Genomic DNA, 13,631 nt, shown 5'->3' with positions numbered 1-13,631 from the left:
CGAGCCGCGGTAATCCACCGCGGCTTTTTTATTCACAGGCGCGCCGCTTCCGGCAGGCGCTTCAGGTAATGCACCACCAGCAGCGCCAGCAACAGCATCAGGCTGATGAACGCCGCCACGCCATTCCAGCCGAAACTGTGCCAGAACACGCCGCCGAGGGTCCCGGCCACGCTTGAGCCGACGTAATAACAGAACAGATACAGCGACGACGCCTGGCCTTTGGCGCGGCGCGCACGGCGGCCGATCCAGCTGCTGGCCACCGAGTGGGCGGCGAAGAAACCGGCGGTGAACAGCATCATGCCGATAAAGATCGCCGGCACCTGCGGCAACGCGGTAATCAGAATCCCGATCAGCATAATCACGATCGACGCCAGCAGCACCGGGCCGCGCCCGAAGCGCGAGGTGAGCGCGCCGGCCTTGGGCGAGCTGTAGGAACCGGTGAGGTAGACCACCGACAGCAGGCCGACGATCGCCTGGCTCAGATGATAAGGATCCGCCAGCAGGCGATAACCGATGTAGTTGAACAGGGTGACGAAGCTGCCCATCAGCAGAAAGCCTTCCGCGAACAGCAGCGGCAGCCCCTTATCGTGCCAATGCAGTTTGAAGTTGATCAGCAGCGTGCGGGGGCGCAGTGAGCTGGCGCGAAAATGCCGCGAAGCTGGCAGAATGCGCCAGAACATGAAGGCGGCGGCGAGGGCGAACAGACCGATGACCCCGAGTGAGACGCGCCAGGAGAAGAAGTCGGTCAACACCCCGGTCACCAGGCGGCCGCTCATGCCGCCGATCGAATTGCCGCTGATGTACAACCCCATCGAGAAGGCGACGAAGCTGGGATGGATCTCTTCGCTGAGATAGGTCATGCCGACCGCCGCCACGCCGCTCAGCGACAGGCCGATCAACGCGCGCATCAGCAAAATGCCGTGCCAGCTGGTCATAAAGGCGCAAATCAGCGTGCAGACTGCCGCCAGCAACAGCGCCACCACCATCACCGACTTACGGCCGATGGCGTCGGACAGCGGCCCGGTGAACATCAGGCCGATCGCCAGCAGGCCGGTAGAGACCGAGAGCGACAGGCTGCTTTCGGCCGGCGAGACGCCGAAATCTTGCGACAGCACCGGCAGGATCGGCTGCACGCAGTAAAGCAACGCGAAGGTCGCCAGCCCGGCGGAAAACAGCGCCAGCGTTACGCGCATAAACTGCGGCGTGCCGCGTTCGATATAGGGGAGTTTGTTGTTGAGGGTGGAGCGTTTTACTTTTGGCGCAGCGGCCGCGTCATCGTTGGCGGCCAGCGTCGACGGCATCACGGCCGCAGAACGCACAGGGGTTGTCACAGCGTTTCCTTACCGAACTTCGGGGAGATAAACAGACACTTTGCAGATAACAAAATGATAGGGAGCGGCGATTTTTTTGTCTAATATATTAATAATTACAATTAAGACTTTTTAAATATGAATATCGAGTTGAGACACCTGCGTTACTTTATCGCCGTGGCGGAAGAGCTGCATTTTGGCCGCGCCGCGGAGCGGCTGCGTATCTCCCAGCCGCCGCTCAGCCAGCAAATCCAGGCGCTGGAGGATATGGTCGGCGCGCGGCTGCTGGCGCGCAACAATCGCAACGTCAGCTTGACGCAGGCCGGGGAGATGTTCCTCAAAGAAGCCTATCAGGTGCTCGATCAGGTCGGCCGCGCGGCGGAAAAGGCGGCGCGCCTGGATCGCGGCGAACTGGGGGAAATGACCATCGGCTTTACCTCTTCCGCACCGTTTATCGGCGTGGTGGCGCGCAGCCTGCGCGCTTTCCGTCAGCATTCTCCGCAGGTGCACATCAAGATGCGCGAAATCAACACCAAACAGCAGATCGAACCGCTGCTGAACGGTGAGCTGGATCTGGGGGTAATGCGCAACACGCGGCTGCCGGAAGCGCTGCACTATCAGCTGCTGCTGCGCGAACCGCTGGTGGCGGTGGTGCCGGAGGGGCATCCGCTGGCGGAAACGCCCGGCGGCGCGCTGCGTTTTCAACACCTGGCGCAGGAGCCGTTCGTGTTCTTCTCGCGCGAAGTGGGCACGGCGCTGTATGACGAAATTCTGCTGCTGCTCGGCAAGGCCGGCATTACCCCGTATATCACTCAGGAAGTGGGGGAAGCGATGACCATCATCGGTTTGGTCTCCGCCGGATTGGGGGTCTCGATTCTGCCGGCATCTTTCGCCCGGGTGCGGGTGGACGGCGTGCGTTATTTGCCGCTGGCGGAGCCGGACGCCACGACCGAAGTGTGGCTGGTGCATCACCGCCGACGGCCGCTGACCGCCGCGGCGCAGGCGCTGATGGCGTTGATGCTGAAATGACGTTGAGATTGGGCAAATAAAAATCAATTCGCGCTGAAATTGCGAGGAATTTGTGCAGCAAATCACATAACGAATCAAATAGTTGACGCTGTATGACAAAAGCCCCACCATAACCCCTAGTCTTTATTTAGAAGCGCGAAAAATAGTAGGAGCCGGTTTGTGATTGCGGTTGGGCAGCCTGGGCATATTGATCAAATCAAACAGACCAATGCGGGGGCGGTTTATCGGCTAATCGATCAACTGGGCCCGATTTCGCGCATCGAACTGTCAAAACGCGCACAGCTGGCGCCCGCCAGCATCACCAAGATCGTGCGTGAACTGCTGGAAGCCCATCTGGTCAAGGAAACCGAGTACCAGGAAATCGGCAGCCGGGGCCGCCCGGCGGTGGGGCTGGTGCTGGACACCGAGGCCTGGCACTACCTGTCCGCCCGCATCAGCCGCGGCAGCATCACGCTGGCGCTGCGCGATCTGAGCAGCAAATTGGTGGTGGAAGAGCTGCTGCCGCTGGCGGCCGAAGATCCCGAACCGCTGCTGAAACGCATCCTGACCGAAGTCGATCAATTCTTTATTCGCCACCAAAGCAAGCTGGAACGGTTGACGGCGATCGCCATTACGCTGCCGGGCATTATCGACGTGCAGTCGGGCGTGGTGCACCGCATGCCGTTTTACGACGTGCTGGAGATGCCGCTCGGCCCGGCGCTGGAAACCCGGACCGGTCTGCCCGTCTATTTGCAACACGACATCAGCGCCTGGACCATGGCCGAGGCGTTGTACGGCGCCTCGCGCGGCAGCCAGAACGTGATTCAGGTGGTGATCGACCACAACGTCGGCGCCGGTGTGATCACCGGCGGCCACGTGCTGCATGCCGGCAGCCACAGCGTGGTGGAGATCGGCCACACCCAGGTCGATCCTTACGGCAAACGCTGTTACTGCGGCAACCACGGCTGCCTCGAGACCGTGGCCAGCATCGAGAACATGCTGGAGATCGCCCAGCAGCGGCTGAGCGGCTCGATGAGCTCCAGCCTGCACGGCGCGCCGCTGACCGTTGAATCGCTGTGCGACGCCGCGCTGGCGGGCGATCAACTGGCGCGGGACATCATCCTCGGCGTCGGCCACAGCGTGGGGCGCATTCTGGCTATCATGGTCAACCTGTTCAATCCGGAGAAGATCCTGGTGGGTTCGCCGCTCAACCGCGCGGCGGAGATCCTGCACCCGGCCATCGCCTCTTGCATTCGCCAGCAGGCGCTGCCGGCCTACAGCGAGCAGGTCAAGGTTGAATCCACGCAGTTCTTCAATCAGGGCACCATGCCCGGCGCGGCGCTGGTGAAAGAGGCGCTGTATAACGGTTCATTGCTGGTGCAGCTGCTGCAAGGCTAACATCAGAACTTCTTATTAATCCTGCAAAAGATTGAGCTACCTCAAGCCCCTACGTGGCGGCATCCCCTAGAATTTTTCCGCAAGACTTCTTCGCCGCCGGTGCGGCGATACATTGTTAACGGGGCATTCTGGGGCATTTTATTCATGTTGAAGCGTTTATTTGTGACAGGCACGGATACCGACGTCGGTAAAACCGTGGTTTCCCGCGGGTTGATGCAGGCGCTGGCCGCCGATGGCCGCTCGGTCGCGGGCTACAAGCCGATCGCCGCGCGCTGCCAGGAAACCAGCGAGGGCATCCGCAATAAAGACGCTTTGGTGTTGCAGGCATCTTCCACCTTGCCGCTGTGCTATGAGGAGATCAATCCCATCACCTGTCTGGATGAGGTGTTTCATGCGCATGCCACCGAGGACATCAACTACGGCCTGATGAGCAGCGGCCTGCGCGATCTGTCCGCCAAAGCCGATACGGTGGTGGTGGAGGGCAGCGGCGGCTGGCGCGTGCTGATGAACGATCTGCGGCCGTACGCCGAATGGGTGGTGCAGGAGCAACTGCCGGTGGTGTTGGTGGTGGGCATCAAGCTGGGCTGCGTCAGCCATGCGCTGCTGACCGCGCAGTCGATCATCAATGACGGCCTGCCGCTGCTGGGCTGGGTGGCCAACCGCATCAATCCGGGGTTGGCACACTATGCCGAAACCATCACGGCGCTGCAGCAGCGCATTTCCGCGCCGCTGCTGGGTGAAATTCCGTATCTGCCGCGCGCGGAGCAGCGCGAACTGGCGCACTACCTCGATATTTCCACGTTGCTGTAGCCCATTCAGGCGCAGAACGTCGCCAACAATCGGGCGGCGATCAGCAGGCCCAGCCCATACACCGTGTGGGTGAGCAGGCTGAGGAGCCGCGCTCTGCGCGGATTGGCGGTTTTCGCCGCCGCCACGCCAAAGCCCAGCGCGGGCTGCATCACCAGAAACGGCGCCGCCAGGCTCAGCCAGCCGCTCAACAGCGCGATGCGCGGTTCCGGCGCCGCATACCACTCGATGCCCGCCAAACCGAGCGGGATAAAGGCGAACGCCAAGCCGATGGCGTAGTGCAGTATCCAGCCGATTTTTCTCTCACCCTGGCGCGGCGGCGCCGTGACGATGGTGGCGTGAAACCAGCGGCCGTCGAACATGCCGAGAAACCAGCGGCCCACCAGCGCGTAATCGAGGGAAGGGATGCCGAAGCGCCGCTTCAGCAGCAACGCCCACAAATCCATGCAGAGGGTGGCGCCGGCGCCGGTTAACAGAATGCGCAATAACAAATCGGGGGTCATAGGGGTGTCCTTGGCTCAGTGACGTGATAAGGTGCGCACAGTGTGCAACTTAAAGTCGGCTTCAAGTCAATGGCAAAAGAACTGGATATCGGCGCGGTGGCGCGCCTGAGCGGAGTCGCGCCTTCTGCGCTGCGGCATTACGAGAAAAAGGGGCTGATCGCGTCGATAGGCCGCCACGGTTTGCGCCGTCAATACGCCGCCGGGGTGCTCGATCAACTGCGGTTGATCGCCCTCGCGCGCCTGGCCGGTTTTACGTTGGATGAGATGAGCGCCTTATTTGACGAACGGGGCAAAATCGCGCTCAATCGCGTGTTGCTGGCGGCGCGGGCGGATGAGTTGGATCGCCATATCCAGCGCCTGATACAGGTGCGCGACGGGCTGCGGCACATGGTTGATTGCCCTGAACCCGAGCACCTGCAGTGCCCGCAGTTCAGGAAAATATTGCAGCAGGGTGAGTTCTAAACCTCGCGCTTGGGCAGCGGCGCCGTGTGGTACACCGAGATCGGCCGCAGGCCGCGCGACACGGTGGTGGCGATCACGCAGGCGAGCAGAATGCCGGGCAGCAGCGCGTATTCGCCGGTCATTTCAAACACCATCAGCGCCGCCATGATCGGCGCATGGGTGGTGGCGGCCAGCAGGGTGGCCATGCCGGTCAGCGCCAGCAGCAGCGGCACCGCCGCATCCATGCCCGGCCACAGGCCGAACAGCTGACCGATTATCGATCCGAGCGCGGCGCCGACGAACAGCGTCGGGGTGAAGACCCCGCCGGGCGCGCCCGAGCCGCTGCTGGCGAGGATTGCCAACAGTTTACACACCAGGATCGCGCCCAGCAGCAACACCCCCGGCGGCGCGATCAGCAGCGCCTGCACCACGCTGTAGCCATTGCCCCACACTTGCGGAAACAGCAGCGAAAGCAGCCCGACGATCAGGCCGCCCAACGCCAGCTGCAATGGCGGCTTCAGGCGCAGCGATCGGAAGGCGCGACCGCTGGCGGTCATCAACCACAAAAACAGCGGCCCGCCGGCGCCGGCCACCACGCCGACCAGCGCCATCAGCAGGTATTGCGTCGGCAAGGGAGCGGAGAGCGGCGTCACCAGGTAGAGCGGCGCCTGGCCGCCGTTGAGCAGGTTGGTCATCAGCAGAGCGCTCACTGCGGCGATCACCACCGGGCCGAGTGAGGCCAGCATCAGGGTGCCGAACAGGATCTCGGCGATAAACAGGCTGCCCGCCAACGGCGCATGGTAGGCGCTGGCCATCCCGGCGGCGGCGGCGCAGGCCACCCACAGTTTCCATTCTTTCTCGTGCGTAAAGCGCTGGGCGAAGAGCGATCCCACCAGCGCCGCCAGCAGGATCATCGCGCCTTCGCGGCCGATGGCGCTGCCGCTCGACACCACCAGCAGCGACGCCAGACACTTCACCAGGCTGGCGCCGGTATCCAGCTTGCCGTTGCCGGTCTCAATCGCTTCCATATAGTCGGTGGGCGCCGCCGGGCGCTGGTGGCGGTAGCGCTGGTGAATGTACAGCAGCAGGCCCGCCGCCAGACCGCCCAGCGCGGGCGTCAGCGCGCGTCGCCAGCCGGGCAGCGCGGCGGCGGCGGCTACCAGGCTGCCGTCGGCATTGCCGAGCAGCAGCCACTCGAGGCCAATCATCGAACGGTGAAACAGCCACACCGCCAGGGCGGCGGCGACGCCGATAAATACGGCGATAAGCAGGCTGCGCAGTAGGGCGCGATAGTGGTGCAGGTGGACCAATCTTTTCATGCGTGGGCGGCGTCGTGAGAAAAATCAAAGGGTCATCAGCGCATTGTGCTTGGCGCTCCGGCCGATGACCAGTGAATCTTTAGCAAACTGCGGCATGGGCGGGGCGGCGAGCGCCCCGGCGTGGGTTATTGCGGCGTCAACACCCGGCGTGTGCGGCCGGAACTGAGGTAGTCGGCGATATAATCCTGCGAGATTTCGCCGCTGTAGCGGCCGTCTTCATCGACGATCGGCATCCAGGAAGTGTTGTGTTCGTACAGCTTCGACAGCACCACGCGCAGGTTCTCTTCCGCGCGGGCGGTGACGCGGAAACGGTGCAGGCTGTCGGCGCACACCCCCGGCGCGCCGCGCGCCTCACGGCGTTTGACGTAGCCCAGCGGCTTGCCGTCGGCGTCCACTACCGTCACTGAACGGGCGTCGATATCGTCCATCAGCCCGAACGCCTCCACCAGCGGCGTTTCCCGGCGCACCGTCACCGTCTCTTGTTGGCCTGCCACGTCTCCGGCCTGCACCAGCAGCAGGCGCTTCAGCGTGCGATCCTGGCCGACAAAGGAGGCGACGAACTCGTTCGCCGGCCGCGCCAGCAGCTCATCGGCGCTGGCGTTCTGCACGATTTTACCCTGGCGGAACACCGCAATGCGATCGCCGAGCTTCAGCGCTTCGTCGATGTCGTGGCTGACCAGCATCACGGTCTTTTTCAGCTGGCGCTGCATGTCGAGAAACTCGTTCTGGATGGTTTCGCGGTTGATCGGATCCACCGCGCCGAAGGGTTCATCCATCAGCAGCACAGGCGGATCGGCCGCCAGCGCGCGGATCACGCCGATGCGCTGTTGCTGCCCGCCCGACATCTCTTTCGGGTAGCGGTGCAAAAAGCGCTTGGGATCCAGCGCCACCATGCTCATCAGCTCCTCGGCGCGGGCGTGGCAGCGTTTTTTGTCCCAGCCCAGCATGCGCGGCACCACGGTGATGTTCTCCTCGATGGTCATGTTGGGGAACAGACCGATCTGTTGGATGACGTAGCCGATTTTACGGCGCAGGCTGACGGTATCCAGCGCGCTGGTGTCTTCGCCGTTGATCAGAATGGTGCCGCCGGTGGGTTCGATCAGGCGGTTGATCATCTTCAGCGTGGTGGTTTTGCCGCAGCCGGAAGGGCCGAGCAGCACGCAGATTTCGCCTTCCGGCACGTCCAGATTGATGTTGTCGACGGCGTTGAACGGCGTGCCGTTCTTTTGCATGAACTGTTTGGTCAGATTTTCCAATTTAATCATGAGCGGATCCCCTTGGGCGTTAGCGCAATTTGCAAGCGGTGCAATAACCAATCGAGGACGATCGCCAGCAGGCTGATCATCACGGCGCCGGTAATCAACTGGCGAATGTCGCTGCTGCTGATGCCGTTGAGCAGCAGCAGGCCGAGGCCGCCGGCGCCGATCACCGCGGCGATCGCCATTACGCCGATATTCATCACCACGGCGGTGCGGATGCCGCCGAAAATCACCGGCAGCGCCACCGGGATCTCCACCCAGCGCAGCCGTTGCCAGAAGGTCATGCCGATGCCGCGGCCGGCTTCGCGCAGCCCGCCGGGCAGATTGTCGAGCGCGGTGTGGGTATTGCGCACGATCGGCAGCAGCGAGTAGAGGAACACCGCGGTGATCGCCGGCACGTAGCCGATGCCGTGGCCAATCAATGAAAACAGCGGGATCATCAGCCCGAACAGGGCGATGGAGGGCACGGTCAGCACCAGCGTGGCCAGGCTCAGCACCGGCGTCGCCAGCCATTTGTGGCGGACGATCAGCACGCCAAGCGGCACGCCGATCAGGATCGCCAGGCCGACGGCGATGCCGACCAGCAGCAGGTGTTCCAGCGTCAATCCGGCGATATAGGCCCAGTTTTGCCAGGCGTAAAGTAAGGTATTCATCATGCCTCCTAAATCAGGCCGCGCTGCTTGAGGAACGCGTCGGCGACCTGTTGCGGCGTCTGGTAGTCGATATCCACCTTAGCGTTCAGCTCGGTGATCACCTGATTGTTGAACTGTTTCGACAGCGTGTTCAGCGCCGCTTCCAGCCCCGGCGTGTTTTGCAATACGTCGGCGCGCACTACCGGCGTGACCGCGTAGCTCGGGAAATAGCCTTTGTCGTCTTCCAGCACCTGCAGATCGAACCCTTTCACCCGGCCATCGGTGGTGTACACCAGCCCGGCGTCGACGAAGCCGTCGCGGATGGCGTTGTAGACCAGGCCGGGATCCATCTGGCGGATTTGCGGGCGATCGAGCGGCATGTCGTACAGCGCCTGCATCGGTTTCAGGCCGTCCGAGCGGCCGGCAAACTCCAGATCCAACCCCAGCAGCCAGTTGTGTTTCGGGTCGGTTTTACGCACCTGTTCCACTTTGGCCACCAGCTGCGACATCGTGCGAATCTGCTCTTTTTCCGCGCGCCGGCGCTGCATGGCGAAGGCGTAAGTGTTGTTCATGTCCGCCGGCTGCAGCCACACCAGGCCGAGTTTGGCGTCGAGCTTTTTCACCGTGTCGTAGGTTTCCTGCGGCGTCATGCGCTTATTGATGTGGTTAAAGATGATCAGCGAGGTGCCGGTGTATTCCCAGGTCATGTCGATCTGCTTGTTGATCATGGCGTTGCGGGTGATCACCGTGGCCAGGTTGGTCTTGGGTTCGACCTGAAAACCTTTGGCCCGCAGGTATTGCACGGTGATCGCCGACAGAATGCGCTGTTCGGTAAAGTTCTTGCTCGCCAGCGTCAGCGGAGCGGCCCAGGCGGCCGCGCCGGTCATCAGCAAGGAGAACAGCAGCGCGTGGCGGAGGCGTTGTAACCATCGAGTCATCGCGTTTCTCCCATCAGGATGCGGTGTGCGGGCTGAGCCGGCGGCCGAGACCGGCCAGCGCCAGATCGAGCAGCAGGGCGATCAGCGCGGTGGCGGCGGCGCCGAGGATCAGCGTCGGGAAGTCGTTCAGGTAGATGCCGGGGAAAATCAGCTCGCCGTAGCTGCTGGCGCCAATCAAAAACGCCAGCGGCGCGGTGCCGACGTTAATCGCCATCGCGATGCGTATCCCGGCGAAGATCACCGGCAGCGCGTTGGGGAGTTCGACCTGGCGCAGCCGCTGCCCGGCGGTCATGCCAATACCGTTGGCGGCCTCGACCAGCGCCGGCGGCACCGAACGCAGGCCGGCATAGGTATTGCGCACGATGGGCAGCAGCGAGGCGAGGAACAGCGCCACCACCGCCGGCCGATCGCCGATGCCGATGATCACCATCGCCAGCGCCAGCACCGCCAGCGGCGGCAGGGTGTTGCCGACGTTGAAGATTTGCATCACGTGTTCCGCCCAGCGGCGGGCGAAAGGGCGGCTCAGCAAGATACCGCTGGGAATGCCGACCAGCAGCGACAGCAGCATGGAGCAGGCCACCAGGAACATGTGTTGTTGGCCGAGGTAGATCAAATCTTCCCGGCGCGACTTGAGGGTGTCCCAACCGATGCCGTAAACCAGCAGTGCGATGACGGCGATAAACAACAGGCTCCCGAGGAGCAGGCGCCGGTATGGCGCTGACTTGTGCATGATGTTGCGTCCTCCGTTGCGCGGAGCGGCCGACGAGACGGCGCATTCCGCTCTGATTGTTACCCACGGCCCGGCGGGCGTGGCGGTACAAAACGGGCGTTTCGCATGAGGTTAGCGACATTGAGCGAAGGGTGCGTTCGGCACAGCGTGCTGAACGTAGGCTCAATACGTGAGTTAATCAGCATAAGATACTGATATTTAAACCCGAGAAAGCACGAAGCCCAACGACCCCGGCTAGGGAAGGTATAGCACTCTGTCGTTGACCGTGCCAAGTTTTATGAACAAAATCAGGTGATTGAGTTTGCGCCAATCGGCGTGTCAGCCCGCGTCAGCGCTGGGATGGGGGGAAAGTGAAAAAAATCCGCCGCATAACGTTACGCCGTAACAACAAGTCCAAATGGTGCGATCCGCCGTCGGCGAAGACGGGATGTGAGGGCGGATAGACTCGGTGTAGGCGCTTGCTGATATACTCAGGGAAAACAAAAACGCCAGGAAACCTGCATAACGCCATGACAAATAACGTTTCACCCGCACCCATCGCTCACCGCCCGCTGATTCTGATCGCCTGCATGCTGGCGATGTTCATGTCGGCGATCGAAGCCACCATCGTCGCCACCGCCATGCCGACCATCATCGGCGATCTCGGCGGTTTCTCGCTGCTGGGCTGGGTGTTCGCGGTCTATTTGCTGTCGCAGGCGATCACCATTCCCATCTACGGGCGGCTGGCGGATCTCTACGGCCGCAAGCGGGTGTTCTTCTTCGGCGCCACGCTGTTCCTGTTGGGATCGGTACTGTGCGGTTTCGCCCCCGACATGTATTGGCTGATCGGCTTTCGTCTGCTGCAGGGGCTGGGCGCCGGCGCCATCATGCCGATCGCCTCTACCATCATCGGCGATATCTACAGCGCCACCGAACGGCCGAAGGTGATGGGATACCTGTCGAGCGTGTGGGGCGTGTCGGCGATCATCGGCCCGCTGTTGGGGGCGTTTATCGTGCAACATTTGCCGTGGGCGTTGGTGTTCTGGGTCAACCTGCCGATCGGCCTGTTGGCGATGTTCTTCCTCTGGCGCTATCTGCCGGCGCATCAGCCATTGCGCCAGCACGCGCTGGATCTGGCCGGCACCGCCTGGCTGACGCTGTTCGTTTCGGCGCTGCTGCTGGCGCTGTTGCAGATGGAAAGCCTGGGCTGGTGGGTGGTGCCGCTGTTTGCGCTGGCGGCAGCGGCGCTGGCGCTGCTTGTCCGCCAGGAGCGGCGCGCGGTCGAACCGCTGTTCCCGTTGGCGCTGTGGCAAAGCCGGGTGATCGTCGCCGGTAACATCGGCGGGCTGGTGATCGGCGCGGCGATGATGGGCATCAGCGCCTTTCTGCCGACCTTCATTCAGGGCGTGATGGGGGGCTCGCCGCTGGAGGCGGGCACCACGCTGGCGCTGATGTCGATCGGGTGGCCGCTGGCCAGCACGCTGAGCGGCCGCTTGATGCTGATGACCTCGTACCGCGCTACGGCGCTGCTGGGCGCGCTGTTGTTGGTGGCGGGCGGCCTGATCTTGCTGCTGCTGCAGCCGGAGGGCGGCTTGCTGTGGGGCCGGGTGGCGGCGTTTATGGTCGGCGCCGGCATGGGGCTGTGCAATACCACGTTTCTGGTTTCGGTGCAGAACGCGGCACATTACAGCATTCGCGGCATCGCCACCGCCTGTACGGTGTTTACCCGCATGGTGGGCTCGGCCATCGGCACCGCGATTTTGGGCGCGACGCTGAATCTCAACCTGCAGTGGCGTTTGCCGGAGATTGACGATCCGGTACAGCGGCTGATGGAACCGGCAGTGCGCCAGAGCATGGGGAGCGAGGCGTTGGCGCAGCTGACCCAGCAAGTGGCGGCTTCGCTGCATTGGGTGTTTCTGGTTTCGGCGCTGGTGTCGTTGCTGGCGCTGGCGGCGGCGATGCTGATCCCGGCGCGTTGTCGGCCGCAGGGCGAAGAGGAAGAGGCGGAACAGGCGTAAGGAAGAGAAGGAGCGGGCGCTGCTGCAGAGCGCCCTGGGTAGCCGGTGCGGCTTACTGCGTGTTGGAGGTATCCTGGCTGGTGCCGGTCTGCGCCGCATCACCGCGATCGTCGCCGTTGTTCAGGCGGGTGTAGACGATCTTCTGGGTGTCGTTTTCGCAGTGGCCGACCACCTGGCCGCCCGCTTGATCGGCCTGATCGTTTGGCACGATCTCCAGTTTGAAGCCGGACTCCGGTACGCCGTTATTGACGATTTTTTGCGAAATGTCCGCTTTCACGCTTTCGCAGGAGGCCAGAGCCGCTATCGGCGCGCCGGCCAGCAACACAGCGGTTAATATCAGCGTTTTTTTCATCACGTCATCCTTTTAGACAATGGACTTCCTGTAACAGGATAGCAGCAACGGCGGCCGGGTTTCACGCTTGCCCGCCCGCCGCAGGCGGATTAAGGATTAATCCGACGCCCGGTCTGGCGATCCAGACATTTACGGGTGTCCGGCTCCCAGTAGGCGTTGACGTTGTTGCTGTCGTTGCAGCGATCTTCGTCATCCGCCGCGCGATCGATCTTGTCGAATTCTTTCTCGACGCGGGTGTTAACCTTGTGGCGCAGGGATTTGGTATCATTCCACTGCTCTTTGCTCTGGCGCGCTTCTTCGGTGCTCATCGCGCCGCTGCCTTTGCCATCGACGGTGACGCAGGTACTGCCCTGAGTGCAGGTGGCGGCCAGCGCCGGCGCCTGCCAGGCGCCCATTACGGCCAGCATGGCGACCGGCAGCATCCCGCGCAGCAGTCGTTGGGTCGAAAATGTTTTCATCGTTTCATCCTTATGAGTGAGTGCGCCTGATGAAGGCGGCACTGGCGTTACCTCGCCCGCAGGCGTGGTGACAAATATACCACCGCGCTCCTGGAATTCACCAGCCAAGTGCCGATTCGTTTACTTTATCGAGAGAAAACTGCGACCGATGTTAAAAACTACGCTGTTGTTTTTCGCCACCGCCCTCGCTGAAATTATCGGCTGTTTCCTGCCTTACCTGTGGCTCAAGAAGCAGGGCAGCGCCTGGCTGCTGTTGCCGGCGGCCTTGAGCCTGATGCTGTTCGTCTGGCTGTTGACGCTGCATCCTGCGGCCAGCGGGCGGGTCTACGCGGCCTATGGAGGCGTGTATGTGGCGACGGCGCTGCTGTGGCTGCGAGTGGTGGACGGCGTGAAGCTGTCTACGCTGGATTGGGTCGGCGCCGGGGTGGCGCTGGCGGGCATGCTGATTATTGTTTCCGGCTGGCGCGCGGCCTGAGGAA

The 13,631-nt window shown here is 62.6% G+C and carries 15 protein-coding genes; 6 read left to right on the top strand and 9 right to left on the bottom strand.

The genetic code is table 11. The features are described from left to right. Positions 1-32: 32 nt before the first annotated feature. Complete coding sequence (locus ACUTQY_RS16545) at positions 33-1,301, bottom strand: MFS transporter (protein WP_169539675.1); 1,269 nt, start codon at positions 1,299-1,301, stop codon at positions 33-35. 147 nt (positions 1,302-1,448) lie between these two features. On the opposite strand from ACUTQY_RS16545, the gene ACUTQY_RS16540 reads away from it, so the two are divergent. The 3 genes from ACUTQY_RS16540 to bioD all read left to right on the top strand — a co-directional run bounded on the left by ACUTQY_RS16540 (position 1,449) and on the right by bioD (position 4,526). Further along, positions 1,449-2,339: a LysR substrate-binding domain-containing protein gene (locus tag ACUTQY_RS16540; protein ID WP_033650481.1), complete on the top strand. Its 891-nt coding sequence runs from the start codon at positions 1,449-1,451 to the stop codon at positions 2,337-2,339. Positions 2,340-2,498: 159 nt separating this feature from the next. Further along, positions 2,499-3,716 carry a sugar metabolism global transcriptional regulator Mlc gene (mlc, locus tag ACUTQY_RS16535; RefSeq protein WP_033642978.1) on the top strand — a complete coding sequence of 406 codons (1,218 nt, stop codon included), beginning with the start codon at positions 2,499-2,501 and terminating at the stop codon, positions 3,714-3,716. A gap of 144 nt (positions 3,717-3,860) precedes the next feature. Then, on the top strand, positions 3,861-4,526 hold the full coding sequence (gene bioD / locus ACUTQY_RS16530) for a dethiobiotin synthase (protein ID WP_033642979.1): 666 nt from the start codon (positions 3,861-3,863) through the stop codon (positions 4,524-4,526). A 5-nt stretch (positions 4,527-4,531) separates the two neighbouring features. On the opposite strand, the gene ACUTQY_RS16525 is transcribed toward bioD, so the two are convergent. After that, positions 4,532-5,026 carry a DUF2938 family protein gene (locus ACUTQY_RS16525; RefSeq protein ID WP_033642981.1) on the bottom strand — a complete coding sequence of 165 codons (495 nt, stop codon included), beginning with the start codon at positions 5,024-5,026 and terminating at the stop codon, positions 4,532-4,534. A 69-nt stretch (positions 5,027-5,095) separates the two neighbouring features. Between ACUTQY_RS16525 and ACUTQY_RS16520 the strand changes: the two genes are divergently transcribed. Beyond that, complete coding sequence (locus ACUTQY_RS16520; protein ID WP_033650479.1) at positions 5,096-5,488, top strand: helix-turn-helix domain-containing protein; 393 nt, start codon at positions 5,096-5,098, stop codon at positions 5,486-5,488. On the opposite strand, the gene clcB is transcribed toward ACUTQY_RS16520, so the two are convergent. The 5 genes from clcB to ACUTQY_RS16495 form a co-directional block, all read right to left on the bottom strand. Beyond that, a complete protein-coding gene (gene clcB / locus ACUTQY_RS16515) occupies positions 5,485-6,786 on the bottom strand; it encodes a voltage-gated ClC-type chloride channel ClcB (RefSeq protein WP_033642983.1) in 1,302 nt (433 codons plus the stop codon). The two genes, ACUTQY_RS16520 and clcB, sit on opposite strands and share 4 nt — an antisense overlap. Positions 6,787-6,911: 125 nt before the next feature. After that, complete coding sequence (gene osmV, locus ACUTQY_RS16510) at positions 6,912-8,051, bottom strand: osmoprotectant ABC transporter ATP-binding protein OsmV (RefSeq protein WP_033642984.1); 1,140 nt, start codon at positions 8,049-8,051, stop codon at positions 6,912-6,914. Next, positions 8,048-8,698, bottom strand: a complete 651-nt coding sequence (gene osmW / locus ACUTQY_RS16505; RefSeq protein ID WP_004938544.1) for an osmoprotectant ABC transporter permease OsmW — start codon at positions 8,696-8,698, stop codon at positions 8,048-8,050. Before osmW ends, osmV begins: the two co-directional genes overlap by 4 nt. 8 nt (positions 8,699-8,706) lie before the next feature. Next, a complete protein-coding gene (locus tag ACUTQY_RS16500; protein ID WP_223524993.1) occupies positions 8,707-9,564 on the bottom strand; it encodes a glycine betaine ABC transporter substrate-binding protein in 858 nt (285 codons plus the stop codon). Positions 9,565-9,628: 64 nt separating this feature from the next. Further along, positions 9,629-10,345 carry an ABC transporter permease gene (locus tag ACUTQY_RS16495; protein WP_033642986.1) on the bottom strand — a complete coding sequence of 239 codons (717 nt, stop codon included), beginning with the start codon at positions 10,343-10,345 and terminating at the stop codon, positions 9,629-9,631. A gap of 509 nt (positions 10,346-10,854) precedes the next feature. On the opposite strand from ACUTQY_RS16495, the gene ACUTQY_RS16490 reads away from it, so the two are divergent. Further along, on the top strand, positions 10,855-12,342 hold the full coding sequence (locus ACUTQY_RS16490) for an MDR family MFS transporter (RefSeq protein ID WP_033642987.1): 1,488 nt from the start codon (positions 10,855-10,857) through the stop codon (positions 12,340-12,342). Between the two features lie 52 nt (positions 12,343-12,394). Here the strand turns inward: ACUTQY_RS16490 and ACUTQY_RS16485 are convergent, their stop codons facing one another. Next, positions 12,395-12,694, bottom strand: a complete 300-nt coding sequence (locus ACUTQY_RS16485) for a DUF1161 domain-containing protein (protein ID WP_033642988.1) — start codon at positions 12,692-12,694, stop codon at positions 12,395-12,397. An 89-nt stretch (positions 12,695-12,783) separates the two neighbouring features. After that, positions 12,784-13,152 (bottom strand): DUF1283 family protein, encoded by a 369-nt coding sequence (locus tag ACUTQY_RS16480; RefSeq protein ID WP_033633135.1) that lies wholly within the window; start codon positions 13,150-13,152, stop codon positions 12,784-12,786. Between the two features lie 148 nt (positions 13,153-13,300). On the opposite strand from ACUTQY_RS16480, the gene ACUTQY_RS16475 reads away from it, so the two are divergent. After that, entirely contained in the window at positions 13,301-13,627 is a 327-nt protein-coding gene (locus ACUTQY_RS16475) for a YnfA family protein (RefSeq protein WP_033650474.1), read from the top strand. The last annotated feature ends 4 nt before the right edge of the window (positions 13,628-13,631 follow it).

The organism is Serratia sp. TSA_130.1 (assembly GCF_052691795.1).
The sequence above is the reverse complement of the archived record's forward strand: the minus strand, read 5'-3'. Positions and strand labels throughout refer to the sequence as shown.

Excerpts from the sequence above, each read along its gene's own strand:
- ACUTQY_RS16545 (WP_169539675.1), bottom strand. The coding sequence starts at position 1,301 with ATGCCGTCGACGCTGGCCGCCAACGATGACGCGGCCGCTGCGCCAAAA.
- ACUTQY_RS16540 (WP_033650481.1), top strand. The coding sequence starts at position 1,449 with ATGAATATCGAGTTGAGACACCTGCGTTACTTTATCGCCGTGGCGGAA.
- bioD (WP_033642979.1), top strand. The coding sequence starts at position 3,861 with ATGTTGAAGCGTTTATTTGTGACAGGCACGGATACCGACGTCGGTAAA.
- ACUTQY_RS16525 (WP_033642981.1), bottom strand. The coding sequence starts at position 5,026 with ATGACCCCCGATTTGTTATTGCGCATTCTGTTAACCGGCGCCGGCGCC.
- ACUTQY_RS16520 (WP_033650479.1), top strand. The coding sequence starts at position 5,096 with ATGGCAAAAGAACTGGATATCGGCGCGGTGGCGCGCCTGAGCGGAGTC.
- clcB (WP_033642983.1), bottom strand. The coding sequence starts at position 6,786 with ATGAAAAGATTGGTCCACCTGCACCACTATCGCGCCCTACTGCGCAGC.
- osmV (WP_033642984.1), bottom strand. The coding sequence starts at position 8,051 with ATGATTAAATTGGAAAATCTGACCAAACAGTTCATGCAAAAGAACGGC.
- osmW (WP_004938544.1), bottom strand. The coding sequence starts at position 8,698 with ATGAATACCTTACTTTACGCCTGGCAAAACTGGGCCTATATCGCCGGA.
- ACUTQY_RS16500 (WP_223524993.1), bottom strand. The coding sequence starts at position 9,564 with ATGACCGGCGCGGCCGCCTGGGCCGCTCCGCTGACGCTGGCGAGCAAG.
- ACUTQY_RS16495 (WP_033642986.1), bottom strand. The coding sequence starts at position 10,345 with ATGCACAAGTCAGCGCCATACCGGCGCCTGCTCCTCGGGAGCCTGTTG.
- ACUTQY_RS16490 (WP_033642987.1), top strand. The coding sequence starts at position 10,855 with ATGACAAATAACGTTTCACCCGCACCCATCGCTCACCGCCCGCTGATT.
- ACUTQY_RS16485 (WP_033642988.1), bottom strand. The coding sequence starts at position 12,694 with ATGAAAAAAACGCTGATATTAACCGCTGTGTTGCTGGCCGGCGCGCCG.
- ACUTQY_RS16480 (WP_033633135.1), bottom strand. The coding sequence starts at position 13,152 with ATGAAAACATTTTCGACCCAACGACTGCTGCGCGGGATGCTGCCGGTC.
- ACUTQY_RS16475 (WP_033650474.1), top strand. The coding sequence starts at position 13,301 with ATGTTAAAAACTACGCTGTTGTTTTTCGCCACCGCCCTCGCTGAAATT.